Annotated in this window: 11 protein-coding genes; all 11 read left to right on the forward strand. The window is 43.3% G+C overall.

The window, feature by feature from the left end; all coding sequences use genetic code 11:
- Positions 1 to 14: 14 nt before the first annotated feature.
- The 11 genes from FG28_RS08650 (at position 15) to FG28_RS08705 (ending at position 17,976) form a co-directional block, all read left to right on the forward strand.
- Positions 15 to 1,982, forward strand: a complete 1,968-nt coding sequence (locus FG28_RS08650) for an LTA synthase family protein (RefSeq protein ID WP_036381976.1) — start codon at positions 15 to 17, stop codon at positions 1,980 to 1,982.
- Complete coding sequence (locus tag FG28_RS08655; RefSeq protein WP_036381979.1) at positions 1,979 to 2,866, forward strand: diacylglycerol kinase family protein; 888 nt, start codon at positions 1,979 to 1,981, stop codon at positions 2,864 to 2,866. The genes FG28_RS08650 and FG28_RS08655 overlap by 4 nt, the downstream gene beginning before the upstream one ends.
- 323 nt (positions 2,867 to 3,189) lie before the next feature.
- Positions 3,190 to 4,464: a ribonucleotide-diphosphate reductase subunit beta gene (locus FG28_RS08665; protein ID WP_036381985.1), complete on the forward strand. Its 1,275-nt coding sequence runs from the start codon at positions 3,190 to 3,192 to the stop codon at positions 4,462 to 4,464.
- 3 nt (positions 4,465 to 4,467) lie between these two features.
- Entirely contained in the window at positions 4,468 to 6,261 is a 1,794-nt protein-coding gene (locus FG28_RS08670; RefSeq protein WP_051947233.1) for a ribonucleoside-diphosphate reductase subunit alpha, read from the forward strand.
- A gap of 291 nt (positions 6,262 to 6,552) precedes the next feature.
- The gene (locus FG28_RS20085) at positions 6,553 to 8,223 is read left to right on the forward strand and encodes an alpha/beta fold hydrolase (RefSeq protein ID WP_081894288.1); all 1,671 of its coding nucleotides are present in this window, start codon (positions 6,553 to 6,555) and stop codon (positions 8,221 to 8,223) included.
- Positions 8,224 to 8,505: 282 nt separating this feature from the next.
- Positions 8,506 to 8,817: a hypothetical protein gene (locus FG28_RS08680; RefSeq protein WP_036381987.1), complete on the forward strand. Its 312-nt coding sequence runs from the start codon at positions 8,506 to 8,508 to the stop codon at positions 8,815 to 8,817.
- A gap of 282 nt (positions 8,818 to 9,099) precedes the next feature.
- Positions 9,100 to 10,695: a glutaminase A gene (gene glsA / locus FG28_RS08685; RefSeq protein WP_051947235.1), complete on the forward strand. Its 1,596-nt coding sequence runs from the start codon at positions 9,100 to 9,102 to the stop codon at positions 10,693 to 10,695.
- Positions 10,696 to 10,706: 11 nt separating this feature from the next.
- Complete coding sequence (locus FG28_RS08690) at positions 10,707 to 11,909, forward strand: ammonium transporter (RefSeq protein ID WP_036381990.1); 1,203 nt, start codon at positions 10,707 to 10,709, stop codon at positions 11,907 to 11,909.
- A gap of 174 nt (positions 11,910 to 12,083) precedes the next feature.
- Positions 12,084 to 12,446, forward strand: a complete 363-nt coding sequence (locus FG28_RS08695) for an Ig-like domain-containing protein (protein ID WP_036381992.1) — start codon at positions 12,084 to 12,086, stop codon at positions 12,444 to 12,446.
- 441 nt (positions 12,447 to 12,887) lie between these two features.
- The gene (locus tag FG28_RS08700; protein WP_051947236.1) at positions 12,888 to 17,030 is read left to right on the forward strand and encodes a gliding motility-associated C-terminal domain-containing protein; all 4,143 of its coding nucleotides are present in this window, start codon (positions 12,888 to 12,890) and stop codon (positions 17,028 to 17,030) included.
- A 34-nt stretch (positions 17,031 to 17,064) separates the two neighbouring features.
- A complete protein-coding gene (locus tag FG28_RS08705; protein ID WP_036381994.1) occupies positions 17,065 to 17,976 on the forward strand; it encodes a type IX secretion system membrane protein PorP/SprF in 912 nt (303 codons plus the stop codon).
- Positions 17,977 to 18,014 lie beyond the last annotated feature (38 nt).

An 18,014-nucleotide genomic window follows, 5' to 3' on the forward strand; every position in this document is an offset into this window, starting at 1 on the left:
TAATTGGAATACCCATGAAGTTAAAATTATTTCCTTCGCGTTACGCCCTGATCAATGCCTTTGCACTTCTATTTTTGGCACTTTCGTTTTTGATGCGGCTGTCATTTTTGGCCATGGATTTCTCAGAAGTGGACCATTCGCTACTTGGGTTATTGAAGATATTTTTTGTGGGATTGTTCTTTGATTTGGGAACGGTCTCCTTTTTCTATGTGGTGGCATCCCTGTATTTTTTGCTCTTTCCCAAACGGTTTTATGGTTCAGTGGCGGATAAGGTTTTGGTTTACTTTGGATTATCCTCAGGGCTACTGAGTATCTACTTTTCCTTTTTTGCGGAAATCACCTTTTGGGACGAATTTCAAAGGCGGTTCAATTTCATAGCGGTGGATTATCTTATCTACACCTACGAAGTAGTGAAGAATATCAACGAATCCTATCCCTTGCCACTCTTGATTGGTGGCATGGTCATTTTAGTCTTGGCTACGGTTTGGCTTTTCGCACGTAAGGGGTTTTTCAAAAAAGCATTTTCGGCAAATGATGGATTTCAAGTGAAGTTGGTTCCTTTTTTGGCGGCCATTTTGGTAATGTCGTTTTATACCGCTTCCATTGAAAACGATTCCGCTGAAATCTCAGAAAACAGATACAATAATGAACTGTCCAAAGCGGGAATTTATTCCTTCTTCGCAGCGTTTCGGAACAATGAACTCAGCTATACCGATTTTTACAAAACCATTTCAGAAAAGGAAGCCCTTGATAAGGTGCAAGAGGAGATTAGTGGCCCTTTGGACAGTCTACTTCATCCCCAAGACGATATTCTTCGGGCCGTAAAGGGAGGTGTTGAAAAAAAGCCGAATATCATCTTGATTTGTGTTGAAAGTTTAAGTGCCGACTACTTAGGCATCTTCGGAAATGAAAACCAACTGACCCCAAATTTGGACTCTATCGCCCAGGCGGAGACCTATTTCTCCAACTTGTATGCCACCGGTACCCGTACTGTGCGAGGTATGGAAGCCATTACCTTGAGTGTTCCCCCAACTCCGGGTAGGAGCATTGTTAAGCGCAAGCATAATCAAAACCTGTTCACCATTGGTGAGATTTTTAAAGAAAAGGGATACGATAGAACTTTCTTTTATGGCGGCGATGGGTATTTTGACAATATGGACAAATTCTTCAGCGGTAATGGGTTTGATATTGTGGATCGAGGGCGTGGATTCTTACCATCTGGTGAAATAGTCACCTCGCGTAAAAACATCGAAGATGATGAGGTCACTTTTGAAAATGCTTGGGGCGTTTGTGATGAGGATATTTTTAATAAAGTTTTAAAGGAAGCGGACAAATCTGCAATGCAGGGCAAGCCCTTTTTTGATTTTATCATGACCACGTCTAACCATAAACCCTATACCTACCCAGCGGATAAAATTGATATTCCTTCAGGTTCGGGACGGAGTGGAGCCGTAAAGTACACCGATTTCGCCATTGGGCAATTTTTGAAACAGGCCAGGACCAAACCGTGGTACAACAATTCTGTTTTTGTGATTATGGCAGATCACTGCGCCAGCAGTGCTGGAAGGTGGGAATTGGATGTGCATAACTACCACATTCCAGCCCTAATTGTAAATCTTAATGGAGGCAAAGGTTATAAGGTTACCCAACAGTGTTCCCAGATTGATGTAATGCCCACCCTCTTTTCATTATTGGGCTGGAACTATAATAACAATTTTTTTGGGCGAGATGTATTCAGTATGCAACCCGATGACCAAAGAGCTTTTGTAGGCAATTACAGGAAACTGGGCTTATTAAAAGACCACGAATTAATGGTGTTGGGCGATGGCAAGACTGCCAATCAATATAACTGGGATCAAAAGGATAATAGTTTGACGAAGGAGCCGATGGACACTTCATTTTTAACAGAGACCATTTCGTATTATCAACTCGCCGATCACCTGTACAATAATGGCGGACTTGATTTAAAAGCAAACCTGTGAAAAGCGTCCATTTTATTGTAAACCCCATTGCTGGAAAAGGCGACTGTACCATCGACGAAGCCTTGTTATCTCATTATTTTGAGCCAGAATACTTTGATGTGTGTATTAAAGTTTCCAACTATCCCGGACATGCCACAGAACTGGCAAAAGCTTCCATGCTACAAGGAGCTCAGATTATTGTGGCCTGCGGAGGAGATGGGACCATCAATGAGGTGGCTACCTGTCTGGTGCATTCTAAAGTACAGTTGGGAATTGTGCCCATGGGCTCGGGAAATGGGCTGGCCGAGAGCCTCAAAATTCCCCGAAATCTAAAAAAGGCACTGGAAACCATAAAGCAAGGGGAAACCAACCGAATAGATGTGGCCATGGTCAATGGGAAACCTTTTTTCAGCAATATGGGGATTGGTTTTGATGCAAAGGTCATCTCCAACTACAATGCTTCCCAGCAGCGAAGATTTTGGGCCTACCTGAAAGCGGTGTTCAAATCGATGAAGGATTTCAATAGTAATGAACGCATCAAGGTTGAAATGAACGGCAAAAGTTTTAATACAAATCCCTTTATGTTTTTTGTTTCCAATTCCAAAGTGATGGGTTATGACATCTCCCTTACGCGAATGGCATCTTTACAAGATGGCTTGTTGGATGTGGTCATTATTGATACTTTGAGCAAGGGCGAAATGTTGCTTGTGGGACTTTTTATTCTACTGCGATTGAATCAGTATCTGAAGAAAATCCAATATTTCAAAGTGAAGGAACTCAAGCTGGCTTTTGAGGATTCCTATGCGCATCATCTCATGCAAGCTGATGGGGAACTCCACAATCTTGATGACGCCGAAGTGGTCGTCAAAATTGAAGAAAAAGCGCTTCAAGTATTGGTGCCTTAAAATCATATCTTCTTTTCTTACTAGCCTAAACCTGAAAAGGCACACTTCTTAAATCATTGAAAAACAAATACTTATTTGTGAATGCGCAGTCTTTTGAAATGGCTGTGTTGATAACCCTGTGGATAAATGTTTTGGCTTGATGACACTTGTCAGATTTTTTCCGGAGCCTAGATTTTACGTTTGTTCCGATGATTTTTTCAACCTCAAAAATTCCAATGTTGATAAAACTGTTGAGAACCAAAAAGAGGTCATGTAAAATCAAAGTAAAGAAAACATGAATTTTACATTCAGTTCACATAGGACAAATCCAAACACTTTTTCTCATGCACATTTCTCACATTACTAAAAGGGATTTTAGTACACAGCCCTTCGACTTGCACAAAATCACCAACGCAATCCTAAAAGCCATGACAGCCGTGGACCATGGTCAAATGGAAGATGCCCAGAACATTGCCAATAATGTTGAAAAAGCATTATTGGAACGAAAAGAACAAGATGAACACTATGTTCCCACGGTAGAGGAAGTTCAGGACGTTGTTGAGAATGTGCTGATGAACAGTGAGTTCCACGACGTGGCCAAAGCCTACATTATTTACAGGAACAAAAGGGCGCAAATGCGTGAGACGGATATTTTTGAAAAGCGTATCAACCTAAAGCCTTACGAGTACCCGCAGCTGTATGAATATGTGCCCGCCATTCGCCATTCCTATTGGATTCACACCGAATTTAATTTCACCAGCGACATTCAGGATTTTAAATCTGGACTTTCGGATGCGGAAAGAAGTGCCATTAAAAACACCATGTTGGCCATCTCCCAAATTGAGGTGGCGGTAAAAACGTTTTGGGGCGATATCTACCACCGTATGCCCAAACCTGAAATTGGTTCGGTGGGAGCCACTTTTGCCGAAAGTGAGGTACGCCACCATGATGCGTATTCGCACTTGCTTGAAATTTTGGGATTGAACCAAGAGTTTGAGAACCTTAAGAAAAAACCTGTGATCATGAAGCGGGTGCAGTATTTGGAAACGGCCCTTAAAAATGCCAAAAGCGAGAACAACAAGGAATATGCGGAATCTATTTTGCTCTTTTCTCTTTTTATAGAGCACGTGTCCCTCTTTTCCCAATTTTTGATCATTATGGCCTTCAACAAGCACAAAAATGTGCTTAAGGGGATTTCCAATGTGGTGGAAGCCACCTCAAAAGAAGAACAGATTCACGGCGATTTTGGAATAGATGTCATCAATATCATCAAAAAAGAACATCCAGAGTGGTTTGACGATGACTACAAAGCCATGATTCAGGAAATATGTGAAAATGCGTTTGAGGCCGAGAGCAAAATTGTGGACTGGATTTTTGAGGAGGGCGAATTGGATTTCTTGCCGAAAACTGTGGTAAACGAATTCATTAAGAACCGTTTCAATAACTCTTTGGAGAGCATAGGCATTGCCAAAGTGTTTGAGGTGGACCAAAAACTATTGGAGCAAACCGAGTGGTTTGATGATGAAATTATCGGAACCAAACATGGCGACTTTTTTGTAAAACGATCCATCAACTATAGCAAAAGAACACAAAGTATAACCAGCGACGACCTTTTTTAAATTATGGAGAACAAAGCCCAATCCCCCCAAATTGAAGACGTAAAACAAGAAAACAAAAGCCAAGAACTTGTAAATGCACGAAAAAGTGCCTTGGCACAACTCAAGGAAAAAGAAGAAAGCTCAGGATTTGAATGGCTCAATGAATACAGCCGTCAATTCTTGGCCTCGGGCTATTTGACCGATGGCGTTACCCCAGAAGGGCGGATTCGGGAGATAGCAGACCGGGCTGAACAGATTTTGCAGATTCCAGGGTATTCCGATAAGTTTTATAACTATATGTCGGAGGGTTTTTTCTCTTTGGCATCACCGGTTTGGTCCAACTTTGGGAAAAAACGTGGGTTGCCCATCAGCTGTTTCGGCTCCCATATTGATGATGATATGGGGAATATCCTGTACACCCAATCCGAAGTGGGCATGATGTCCAAGCTGGGGGGAGGTACTTCGGGCTATTTTGGAAAAATTAGGCACAGGGGAGCCCCTGTAAAAAATAACGGGCAGGCTTCTGGAGCGGTACACATTATGCAGTTGTTTGAGTCCATGGTAGATGTGGTGAGCCAAGGTTCCGTTCGTCGTGGTCGCTTTTCGCCGTACTTGCCCATAGACCATAAGGACATTATGGAATTTTTGGAAATCGGAACCGAAGGGAACCCCATTCAACAACTGACCCATGGCGTTACCGTTACCAATCAATGGATGCAGGAAATGATTGATGGTGATACGGACAAAAGAACTATTTGGGCCAAGGTGTTGCAACGTAGGGGAGAAATGGGCTATCCGTATGTGTTCTTTTCCGACAATGCCAATAATGGAGCCGCCGATGTGTATAAGGACAAAGAACACCGCATTCACGCCAGTAACCTTTGTACCGAAATCATGTTGCCCTCCAATGATAATTGGTCCTTTGTATGCGTATTGTCCAGTATCAATGTGTTGCATTACGATAAATGGAAAAATACCGATGCGGTGGAGACCATGGTCTATTTCTTGGATGCCGTGATCACGGAGTTTGTGGAAAAACTGGAAGCCTATCGGGATTCATCCGATCGTGATGACAGACAGACCTTCCTGTTTATGGAACGAGCTTATAATTTTGCCAAGGAGAACAGAGCTTTGGGATTGGGTGCTTTGGGATGGCATTCCCTGTTGCAATCCAAAAGATTGGCCTTTGATAGCCAAGAAGCCTATAACCTGAACAGTGAAATATTCAAAGGAATCAAGGAACGCTCCTACAAAGCTTCTGCAGAACTGGCGGAACGCTTTGGAGAGCCTGAAGTTTTAAAGGGCTATGGAAGACGCAATGCAACCCTAAATGCCATTGCACCAACCACTTCCTCAGCTTTTATTTTAGGTCAGGTATCCCAAGGAATTGAACCGATTTGGTCCAATTGTTATGTTAAAGATATTGCTAAGATCAAAGTGACCATCAAGAATCCGTATTTGATGGATTTGCTGGAAGAAAAAGGTCAAAATAACCCAGAGGTTTGGAAAAGCATTCGCGATATGGATGGATCTGTTCAACATCTGGACTTCTTAACCGAGGAAGAGAAATCCGTCTTCAAAACCTATTCGGAGTTGGACCAATTGGATATTGTATACCAAGCGGCCAACAGACAGAACCATATTGACCAAGGGCAATCGGTGAATATTATTGTTCATCCGGACATGCCTACCAAGGAAATCAACAAAATACACGTAACAGCTTGGAAATTGGGGTTAAAATCGCTGTACTATCAACACAGTATGAATGCGGCCCAAAAATTCAAGCAAAAGAAGGAATGTGCCAGTTGCGAGGCATAATGTAAACTAGCTCAAACTAGTACCAACCTAACTTTAATTAACCCCCGACCACATGGTTTGGGGGTTGTTTTTTGTTGGGTATAGCCCAAACAATTGTTAATCTTAACGTTGTATGCCCATTGATTCAAAGCAGTTTCTATTTTTGTGGAACAAGAATCGCCTGGGAGATAGTCCAATGGGCTGGATTTGATCGTAAAATAGCTGTAGCATTACTTTTGTTTCCGGCAAAAGAATCTGCAGCATACCCTTCTGGGGAAGGTAAACAACAAGAAATAGCAACCTCAACCTCGCATGAAACCAGTTACACAATATACCAAAAGTGGGCGCATCAATATTGCGTACCAAGTTTTTGGTTCAGGTACTGTAGACATGGTTTACATTCCCGGATGGGTTTCCAATATTGATTTGATGTGGGCTTGTCCAGAACTAGTGGATTTTTTACAGGAATTGGGAAAAATAGCCCGAGTTATTTTGTTCGATAAAAGAGGAACAGGTCTTTCCGATCGTATAGTGGAACTTTCCACTTTGGAGGAACGGATGGACGATATTAGGGCCGTGATGGACGCTGTTGGCTCTGAAAAGGCTATTTTGTTCGGACATTCCGAGGGAGGTTCCGTGTCTGCGCTGTTTGCCGCAACCTATCCCAACCGCATTATTTCGTTGATCACCTTTGGAATATTTGCCAAGCGAAAGTATGCTCAAAACTATCCTTGGGCACCTACCAACGAAGAACGCCAAAGGGTGTATGATATGATCGAGAATTGTTGGGGCAGTGGGGAAATGAACTTGGAGACATTGGCCCCATCAAAGGCAAACGACAAAGATTTCATGGATTGGCTGGCCAACTACTTTCGTTCAGGGGCTAGTCCAAGCGCTGCTTTGGTGCTTACCAAAATGAATACAGAGGTGGATATCATCAATATTTTGGGTTCCATTAAAGTTCCGTCACTGATTCTTCAGCGAACCAATGATGTTGATGTGAAGATTGAGGAAGGGAAGTTCATAGCAGAGCGCATATCAGGAGCTAAATTTGTTGAGCTGCAAGGTGACGACCATTTGTTTTGGGTGGGTAATACGGAAGAGGTGCTCAAAGAAATCAGAAATTTCATATTGAACCTAAAGCCTAAAGGCGTATATGACCAACAACTCTTTACCATAGCCGCTGCCCGAATTTTTGCTGAGGAACGGGCCAAACCAGAGCAACAAGAACTTATAGCCCAATTTGTTGCCCAATATCGTGGAAAGGTGATTCAGTGCGATGGGAGAACCTTCTTTGCCACTTTTGAGGGACCCAGCAAAGCAGTTCATTGTTATATGAACCTGTTTGATACCGTAAAAAGCATGAATGCCCAAATGTCTGTGGGGATTCATATTAAAGAGGGGGCTGTTGATGAAGCCCACTTTGTAAGTGCGGAGACCGAACGCTTTGTGGAGTCAATTCTGGAACAGGCTAAGCCAAATCAAATATTGATTACCCAAACGGTGAAATATCTGTTGTCTGGGGCCGGGCTGAACTTCAAACAGAACAAAACTATCCTGGAACCAAGATCGGGAGAACCACACATGCTCTTTGCTGTTACCGATGATTTGATATCTGATGGGTATCTGGATGGCTTTCACCAACATCAACTTCCCGTGAATGATTCTTTTTTGGAAAATGTTCTGGAGATTATAGAATCCCATCTGAGTGATGAATTGTTCGGGGTGGAAATGCTGTGCAGGGAAATAGGAGTGAGTGAACGTCAATTGCAACGAAAGCTCAAAGCGGTAACCAATAAATCCCCAATCCAACTAATTTCATCGGTCCGGTTGCACCGGGCAAAAGAGTTGATGCTGGAAAACAGGCACAATGTGGCGGAAATTGCCTATCAAACCGGATTTTCCAATCCTTCCTATTTTTCCAAATCCTTTAAAAAGGAATTTGGAAAAAGCCCATCCACTTTTCTTCAGGAGTACGCTTAGGCCATATTTTTCATATTCATTCTTTTAGATTTCTACAACGGACTATTTGATGCATTTTATCCTTTTTTGGTCTTCCCAGATAGTGATTTACCTAAATCTTCAAAATTTGTTTGTAATTGAAAACAAGGCATTTAAGGCCTAAAATGTCGGAAATGTTATAGTCTGACGGGTTTGTGCTGGCATCTTGTCGGAAAAGTTATCTAATTCGGCGGATTTGTTCTAATTCCAAGGGTTTCTCTCAACATATCTTTGCCTCGCTAAAAATCAGAAATAACAAATGTCATGAAAAAACAAATTTTTACAACAATTGCATTTGCGCTTTTTACCATAGGATGTATGCATGCGCAGCACATTCAAGAAACAGGGCCTTTGGCCAAGAACCGTAAGCCTTGGAAAGACCCAAAGCCCAGCACGCCCATTATGATCAAAAAGCACGAAAAACTTACGGGGCCTTTGGCCAAGAACAGAAAACCTTGGAAAGATGAATGCGAATTGCAGCCTATAGTTTTTGTGGAACGCAAAAGTCTTCAAGGACCCATGGCCAAAAATGTGCGCCCGGAAAGGGACAATTACTTCGAGGATTATACGAGGTAAGGAGTTTATTTATCAATCAAAAAATCATCAAAAAACGAACACATGAGACCGGAAAAGCGTAATGCATTTAAACAGAAACAGCAGCCTGCCCTTGGGTATGGATGGAGCGCCAAGAGAAGGTATAGACCCATAGTTAGACCGCTCTTCAACTTTTGATAGTATCACTATTTAATGTGAACATCGCATCCCTTAAGTTTTGTATACTATCATATAGAATTCGCTAATGAAGGGCCATAAAAGGTGGCCCTCTCTTTTTCCTAAGAACATTAAAATCAACTTGTTATGATTAGTACAACGCAGATTGATAATCATGCGGCAGACTCCCTTTTTCGCATATTGGATCATGGAAAGAAGAAATCCATTGAGTCTGATAAATTTCTGGACAAATTGGCTCGCACCGGAATCTTATCTGATGACCCAAGAATTCAAGAGTTGCTCAATATTTTTAGAGTAAAGGAACAAGAGAAGCGAAAAAGTCCAACCATAAGCTCATCGGAGTTCAATGAAATCCTGAAGCAAAATGCACTGATAAAAAAATCACTGACAGAAAACTTGGTGATTCCCGACTTTGAATTTTTCTGTAAGGAAGTGGAAGACATTTTTCAGGAAACCCTTAAAAACACGGATGGGAAAGTAGCAGATTATATTCCACAACTGGCTAGGGTAAATCCCGATCATTTTGCGGTTTCCATTTGTACGGTGGATGGGCAGCGGTTTTCCTTTGGCGATTCCAAAGTCAATTTTTGCTTGCAATCCTCTTGCAAGCCCATTAATTATTGCTTGGCCTTGGAAGAACTTGGGGAGTACAAAGTACATTGCCATGTTGGTAGGGAACCCAGCGGACAATCCTTTAATGAATTGGCGTTGAACTCAAAGGGGCTTCCACACAACCCTATGATCAATGCAGGGGCCATGATGAGTTGCTCTCTCATCGATAGGGAAAATAATACAGCGGATCGTTTTGATAAAGTCAGCAAAACATGGCAAGCCTTGTGTGGGGATAAACCTGTAAGCTTCAACAACGCTGTCTACCTGTCGGAACGCCAAACGGCGGACAGAAACTTTGCACTTGCGTATTTCATGCGGGAAAAGAATGCCTTTCCCGAAAAGACAAACCTCACCGAGACCTTGGAATTTTATTTTCAATGCTGCTCTATAGAATCCTGCACAAATGATTTATCGGTGGCAGCAGCGACCTTGGCCAATGCAGGGACCAATCCATTGACAGGGAAAGGAATTTTTAAATCATCAACGGTGCAAAACTGCCTGTCGTTAATGTTGAGTTGCGGCATGTACGATTTCTCGGGGGAGTTCGCTTTTAAGATTGGTCTTCCCGCCAAAAGTGGGGTTTCTGGAGCTTTGATGTTGGTCATTCCCAATTTAATGGGCATCAGCATTTGGTCACCGAGACTGGACCAAGTAGGAAATACCGTAAGAGGAGTGGAATTCTGTAAACGTCTTGTGGAACGCTTCAGTTTTCACCAATACGACTCCTTAACCGGTCATTGCAAGAAAATCAATCCAAGAAGAAAACAAAATGAGCTCATGGCTTCCAAAGTGATGGAACTAATTCGAGCGGCAAGTTTTGGCGACATGGATGAGATTTATCGTTTGCAAGCGGAAGGGGTTAGTCCCAATACTGCTGATTATGATGGACGTACCCCACTGCATTTGGCTGCATGTGAAAATCAAGTAGAGGTAGTCAAACATCTCATTGGAAATGGAGTGCATCTTTCTCCAAAAGATCGATGGGGCAACACCCCCTTGAATGACGCTACAAGATTTAAGAATAAGGAAATAAAAGCCATGCTGGAGCAAGCCATAAAAATCAAAAGAAATGGTAAGGCTAATGTACTGGCAGCGGTAGCTAACAATTAAAAAAAACAGATATGGATACTGGAGATACAGCATGGGTATTAATAGCCACGGCACTTGTAATGCTAATGACACCCGCAGGACTGGCCCTTTTTTATGGGGGACTTTCCAACAAGAAGAACGTAATCAATACCGTTGGAATGAGTTATGTTGCCTTTTGTGTGGCTACACTGGCTTGGGTAGCTGTAGGGTATAGCATTGCCTTTGGCCCAGAGGGGCACCCGATTTTTGGTTCAATCGAAGCCCTTTTTTTAAAAAACATAGCCCCCTCACAACTTATGGGCTCCATTCCTGAATTGGCTTTTGTGGCCTTTCAGGGGGTGTTTGCTGCAATTGCTGTGGCTATTATTTCGGGATCAGTGATAGGGCGATTAAAATTTAATAGTTGGATAATTTTCTCAACACTGTGGGTACTATTTGTTTACGCTCCTTTGGTACGGATGATTTGGGGCGATGGCCTTTTGAGCTATTTGGGAGAGCTAGATTTTGCTGGAGGCACGGTCATTCATGTGAATGCAGGTGTGGCAGGTCTGGTTTTGGCCCTCATTTTGGGAAAACGTAAGGAACATGTGGAGATTGACCCATCCTCCACCAAATTGACCGTGTTGGGCTCTGCCTTGCTTTGGTTTGGTTGGTTTGGGTTCAACGCAGGAAGCCAATTAGCTGCTGATGGTATAGCGGCCAATGCCTTTTTGGTGACCAATATAGCAGCCTGTGCAGGTGCATTGGCTTGGATGGCTTTTGAATGGAAAAGAAAACAGAAACCTACCATTTTGGGCCTTGCCTCGGGAGCCATATCTGGACTAGTGGGTATAACGCCAGCTGCAGGTTATGTTGGTGTGGATGGCGCTTTGATCATTGGTTTGGTATCGGGAATGCTGGGATTTGTTGGTGTAGTGTACTTAAAGAAAGCCTTCAATTATGATGATACCCTGGATGCTTTTGGAATTCATGGATTGGTGGGTATTTGGGGCTCCATTGCCACTGGACTTTTTGCAAATCCAGAAATTAATGGGGAGGCAGGACTTTTTTATGGGAATCCCCAGCAAGTGATGGTGCAGCTCGTAGCGGTGTTGGTTACCATACTCTTTTCCTTGGTAGGGACCTTCGTCATATATAAAATCACCAAACTGTTGACCCGTGGCACTAGGGTAGCGGCTGATGTTGAAATCAGGGGTATAGATGCAGCTTATCATGACGAAAAGAGCTTTTCATAAATACCTTAAAAAATACTGGGGTCCCTTACACTGCTTTGTTGGTTTGGTTTTACGCTGTGTAAGGCCCAGTTGACTTTGACTGTAGTTTTTGGTTAAGAAGGGTTGGTGGAATAGTCATCAACCCTTCCAAGAACTCAAAGAATCAAGAATTAAATCACAAAAAAATATTTGAAGATGGGAAGTAAATTGCAATTGAAAAGAATAACCTTGTCGGAGCTATGTCTAGTGTTCTTGCTTGTGTTTTTGGGATGCTCCAAGGATGATAACAAAGCAATACAGGGAATAGCTGTTCAAGAAGTGGAAATATTTACGGAAGAAAGTAAATTGAACATCGGAGGAACGGTTCAGTTGAACACAGTGGTCACTCCAGCTGATATTAATAACCTCAATGTATTCTGGGGTACGGGTAATCCCAATGTCGCAGTAGCTGATAAATCGGGCATGGTAACAGGTATTAAAAAGGGAGAGGTTACCATTTTTGCCATATCCGAAGAAAATCTGCAAATCTCGGATAGCGTAGTGCTACAGGTAGAATAACCCAAATTTTATAAAATGAAAATAGTTGAAATAATCCGGCTCTTTTTGCTGGTAGTTTTAGGCATCATATTACTTGCCTAAATTTTTAAAAAAGCTTGAATTAGTGTTAGTTAAGTAGTGGTTAAGCCCAGAAAGCAGGTCTGCATAATTGTTCCTTGACGTTCGGTGGGAAACATTGTTGTGACTGTGTTTATTTGGCAAGAAAAGAGCTGGTGGTTATGCCGCCAGTTCTTTTTGTTGTTTGGGGGCGTGGCTTATTGTGTGGTCAATAGTTTTTTATATTTCCTTTTAAAATGTTAAAAATAGCCCCTGTTTTCCATCGTTTATCCGATGTTTCACAACAAATGATCGGTGTAATACAACATAACTTCCTTTTTGTCCCTTGTTGTTGATATGTTTGGGTTAGTCTTACTCCGTAAGTATAGCCTCATCCTCTAAACTATGAACAAACCCCAACCAAGCCAGTACAAAACCAATTTTATTTTGGCTTTTTTGTTTGCGCTGACCTTAGTGCAAGTTGGGAATGCTCAATGTCCCGTGGATGCCGGTTCTGATATTACCGTAGCACACCTGACTCCTGTTTTTTTGAATGCAACGCCCCCAGCGCCCAATTCGGGTGTATGGACACAGGTTTTGGGTCCATCCGTGGTAAATTTTGTGGATGCTACGGACCCCGTGACTGAAGTACAAGGGACAGTTCCCGGAACGTATGAATTTAGATGGACCGTTTCTGGCGGATCATGCACCACCGCATCAGACACTGTTGAAGTTACTATCGTGGGAGTAGACTTGGAGTTGGAGATATTGGCTAGTAATACTTCGCCGGATGTGGGTGATGTGGTCACCTTTACCATCAATCTAAGCAATTTGGGAGATATTGATGCAACTGGGGTTTCCGTTGAAGACTTGGTTCCTTCTGGTTTTGGAAGTATAACAGCAATCAATAATGGAGGTACGTTCAGCTTTGTTACCGATAAGGTTACCTGGACCGGACTTTCAGTCCCATTGGGAACCAATACAACCGTTCTCACTTTTGAAGCAACAATTTTGACACCAACGGGCACTCTTGGTGAGTTTACCCATATTGCTGAAGTGACCGCTAGTGGCCAATTTGATTATGACAGTACCCCTAATAATGATGATGGGGACCAAAGTGAAGATGATGAAGATGCAATAACCGTAGCACCCCAACAAGCCGATTTGTCCCTTACCAAAACCATAGTGGGAGGAAATACCAATCCTTATGTAGGTGAGGAAATAAGTTTTGAAATATTTGTAACCAACGATGGACCAGATAATGCCACCAATGTTCGGGTGGTAGACCAATTACAATCCGGCTACAGTTTTGTATCCTACACCGCCACTGCCGGAACCTATAATGCGGGAACTGCATTTTGGGATATTGGTACTCTGGCCAACGGGGCTTCGGAGACGCTTACAATCAATGTTACTGTAAATGATACGGGAAATCACACCAATACGTCCCAAGTATGGCAGTCCGATGCCTACGATTTGGACTCTACACCGGGCAATGGGGTCTCTTCCGAAGATGACCAAGGCGATGTGTCGGTTACCCCTGTTGATGTTGTCGACCTTTCGTTGACCAAGGTAATCGACAAGGCTCCACCGCTAGTGAGTGATAACGTCATGTTCACGCTAACGGTTTCCAATGCCGGTCCCAGTGATGCAACCTCGGTAGAGGTCACGGATGTGTTGCCATCTGGATTTACGTATGTTTCTGATAATGGAGGTGGGGATTATGATGAGGTAAGCGGTATTTGGGATGTGGGAACCTTGGCCAATGGAAGCACAACAAGTCTCAGCATCCTCGCCAACGTGAATCCTTCAGGTGACTATACCAACATAGCTGAGATTACAGGCCATGACCAGTTTGACTCCGATTCAACCCCAAACAACAATGTTTCGGGGGAAGACGATCAGGATGAAGTGGTGGTCATTCCCGATCCAGTAGTTGACATTTCGGTGACCAAGACCGTGGATGATTTAATTCCAAATGTGGGCGATCAGGCAATTTTTACCGTTACCATAAATAATGATGGGCCAAGTGACGCTACCAACCTTGTGGTTACAGATGTATTAGCTTCAGGCTATCGCTTGGTCAGCGCCAATACCACCACAGGCACCTACAACAGTGTTAATGGGTCTTGGACCATTGGAAGTTTGGCCAGCGGTGCTTCGGAAACGCTGACCATAACGGCCGATATATTGTCCAGTGGAAATTATGCCAATACTGCAGAACTTACGGGATTGACAGAAACTGATACCGACTCAACTCCCGGAAACAATAGTGAAACAGAAGATGATCAACAAACTGTAACACCGGTCCCACTTCCTATATCGGACCTACTTTTGCGAAAATCTGTGGACAATTTGAGCCCTTTTGTGGGGGAGGTTGTCATTTTTAGCATCAATCTTACCAACCTTGGGCCCAGCAACGTCACCGGGGTTCAGGTCATGGACTTGTTGCCCTCAGGATATACCTATGTATCCAATAGCAGGACAGCCGGGACGTATAATCCTACTACCGGAATATGGGAGTTGAACAATGTTATACCAGATGGGGTAACTGAGACCTTGAACATTGTGGCCACCGTAAATCCAACTGGGGACTACTTTAATGTTACCGAAGTGGTTGCATCCAGCAATGATGATCCCAATTCAATCCCCAATAACAACAATGTATTTGAGAATGATCAAGATAGTGCCGGAACCATTCCTATCCCCGCTGCGGATATAACCCTCAGTAAAACGGTAGATAATGAATTCCCAGATGTTTCCGATAATGTAACGTTCACCCTAACCTTGACCAATGAAGGTCCAAGCGATGCCTTTGCATTGATGGTTGAGGATGTATTGCCCTCGGGTTACGCCTATGTTTCTGATGACTCGGGAGGGTTTTATGATGTTAATTCGGGACTTTGGAACGTAGGCAACTTAACTGCTGGAAGCAATGCTGTTTTGAACATGGTGGTTCAGGTGAATGCTTCAGGAGATTACCTGAACAGGGCCGAGTTGGTGAATTCCGTGATACCCGACCCCGATTCCTCACCGGGCAACAATGATCCAACCGAGGATGACCAAGATGAACAAGCCACCACACCAAGGCACGTCACGGATATTTCAGTCACCAACACAGCGGACAATCTAAGTCCGGCTGCTGGAGATCAGATTGTGTTTACGATAACCCTCAACAATGCTGGGCCTAATAACGCCACAAGTTTGGTTGTGGAAGATTTGTTGGCTACGGGATACAGCTTTACAACTGCCACGCCTTCAGCAGGAACCTACGATGAACTTGTAGGTTCATGGGATGTATCGAGCCTAAATAGCGGTGCATCCGAAACGCTTCAAATTACAGCCGTGGTACTTCCCAATGGGGACTACCGGAATACGGCCGAATTGATCGCATTGGACACCTATGATCCTGATTCCACACCCAACAATAATGTGTCTTCAGAAGATGACCAAGCTACTGTTGTTCCAGTTCCCTTTGGTTTGGCAGATTTGTCGTTGACCAAAATTGTGGATAATGTCTCGCCAAATGTAGGTGATGTCGTCAGATTCACCATAAGTGTTGCCAATGATGGACCTACCGACGCCACTGGTGTAGTGGTCACCGATGTATTGCCAGAAGGCTATACCTATCAATCGCATACAGCCACCGCTGGGGTGTATAACCCAAATACTGGATTGTGGAATGTTAACCGAACTATTTTCAATCAGAATGCAGAAACCCTGGAACTTTTGGCCGTGGTAAATATCCCTACGGGACAGGCTGATGAATATCTTAATGTGGCCGAGATAACGGCAAGTAATTTTACAGACCCGGATAGTAATCCCATTGAAGGTACAGCAACAGACGACTTGTCAGATGGCATTGAAGATGACGATGAGGCCAGTGCCTTTGTGATACCGCAAACCACGGATTTGGCCATTACAAAAATAGTGGATAGAATGGAGCCCAATATTGGTGATGAGGTTGTTTTCTCTATTACGGTGACCAACCAAGGAGATGTTCCCGCAACAAATATCGGTATCGAAGAACAATTGCCAAATGGGTACAGGTTGATTTCGTCTTCGGCTACTGTGGGACAATATGATGCTAGTGAAGGTTTTTGGGAACTGGACACGCTACAGGTTTCTGAAACAGCTCAACTCGATGTAACCGTTGCTGTTTTGGATTTTGAAGATTATTTGAACACAGCAAGCTTGGCTTTCGTAGATCAGTTGGATACTAATTCTGACAACGATTCGGCTGAAGCTTTTGTACAGCCCACTTGCTTGGTGGTGTATAATGAATTTTCACCCAATGGGGACGGGGTCAACGACTTCTTTACCATTGATTGTATTTCCAGATACCCTGGAAATGAACTTCAGGTGTATAACCGATGGGGAACCGTGATTTACCAAAAACGTGGATACAACAATGATTGGGACGGAACACCCAATGGGCGTGCCGTTGTGCAAAAAGAAGACCAATTGCCGGTTGGCACCTATTATTATGTGTTGGATTTGGGGGATGGTTCCGAACCCAGAACAGATTGGCTGTATATAAATCGATAGAAAGGGGATGAACTGCGTTAAAAACATATCGCGAATGAAAAAACGAATGGGGCATACCTATCTGATGGTTTTACTCTTGGGATGCTGCATGGTTTCTGCACAGCAAGACCCACAGTTCACCCAATATATGTACAACACCATGAGTGTGAATCCTGCTTATGCGGGCTCTCAAGGGTATCTTACCGCTCTGTTGATGCACCGTTCCCAATGGCTTGGGGTAAACGGAGCGCCCAATACGCAGGTTTTGGCCGTGGACACTCCGTTGGAAAACAAGCTTGGTGTGGGAGGGATTTTGGCCCACGATGCCCTCGGGCCTTCTTCTGAAATATTTGTGGACGGTAATGTATCGTACACCATTCAATTGGATAGTACCAACCGAAAACTGTCATTTGGAATGAAATTGGGAGGCCGATTGTTTGATGTGGATTTCTCCAAAGGACTTACCCAGAATCCTGATGTGGCCTTTCAAAATAATGTAAAGAGCAAATTTTTCCCTACTATTGGGGCGGGACTATATTATCAGGCCAAGGATAGTTATTTGGGTTTTGCGATACCCAATTTCTTTTCACAGAAACATTATGATGGAGAGGAACAAGAGATAGCCGCGGAACGCTTGCACTACTACTTTATTGGAGGGAAGTTCCTTGATCTTACACCAGAAATTGTACTACGGCCCAGCTTTTTTGTAAAATGGGTTCCTGGTGCACCAATCATTGCCGATGTTTCGGTGAATGCAGTGCTCAGGGAGACTTTCACATTTGGGGTGGCCTATAGATGGGACGATTCCTTTTCAACCCTGCTTGGGCTTCAAATTACGCCAAACCTAAATGCAGGATACGCGTATGATCTTACCACCTCCAACTTGGCAAACTATACTGGAGGTTCGCACGAAATATTTTTACGATACCAATTCAAGGAGTTGAATAAAGCATCGGAATCGCAATGATTTCAGTGCAGAAAACGAAAACCAAATAGCAACATAAC

Origin of the sequence: Muricauda sp. MAR_2010_75, from assembly GCF_000745185.1 — a bacterium.
Lineage (GTDB): Bacteria > Bacteroidota > Bacteroidia > Flavobacteriales > Flavobacteriaceae > Flagellimonas.

Bases quoted from the DNA above. Each gene is read 5' to 3' on its own strand.
- FG28_RS08680 (WP_036381987.1), top strand. From the start codon at position 8,506: ATGAAAAAACAAATTTTTACAACAATTGCATTTGCGCTTTTTACCATA.
- FG28_RS08690 (WP_036381990.1), top strand. From the start codon at position 10,707: ATGGATACTGGAGATACAGCATGGGTATTAATAGCCACGGCACTTGTA.
- FG28_RS08700 (WP_051947236.1), top strand. From the start codon at position 12,888: ATGAACAAACCCCAACCAAGCCAGTACAAAACCAATTTTATTTTGGCT.
- FG28_RS08705 (WP_036381994.1), top strand. From the start codon at position 17,065: ATGAAAAAACGAATGGGGCATACCTATCTGATGGTTTTACTCTTGGGA.
- FG28_RS08695 (WP_036381992.1), top strand. From the start codon at position 12,084: ATGGGAAGTAAATTGCAATTGAAAAGAATAACCTTGTCGGAGCTATGT.
- FG28_RS08670 (WP_051947233.1), top strand. From the start codon at position 4,468: ATGGAGAACAAAGCCCAATCCCCCCAAATTGAAGACGTAAAACAAGAA.
- FG28_RS08650 (WP_036381976.1), top strand. From the start codon at position 15: ATGAAGTTAAAATTATTTCCTTCGCGTTACGCCCTGATCAATGCCTTT.
- FG28_RS08665 (WP_036381985.1), top strand. From the start codon at position 3,190: ATGCACATTTCTCACATTACTAAAAGGGATTTTAGTACACAGCCCTTC.
- glsA (WP_051947235.1), top strand. From the start codon at position 9,100: ATGATTAGTACAACGCAGATTGATAATCATGCGGCAGACTCCCTTTTT.
- FG28_RS20085 (WP_081894288.1), top strand. From the start codon at position 6,553: ATGAAACCAGTTACACAATATACCAAAAGTGGGCGCATCAATATTGCG.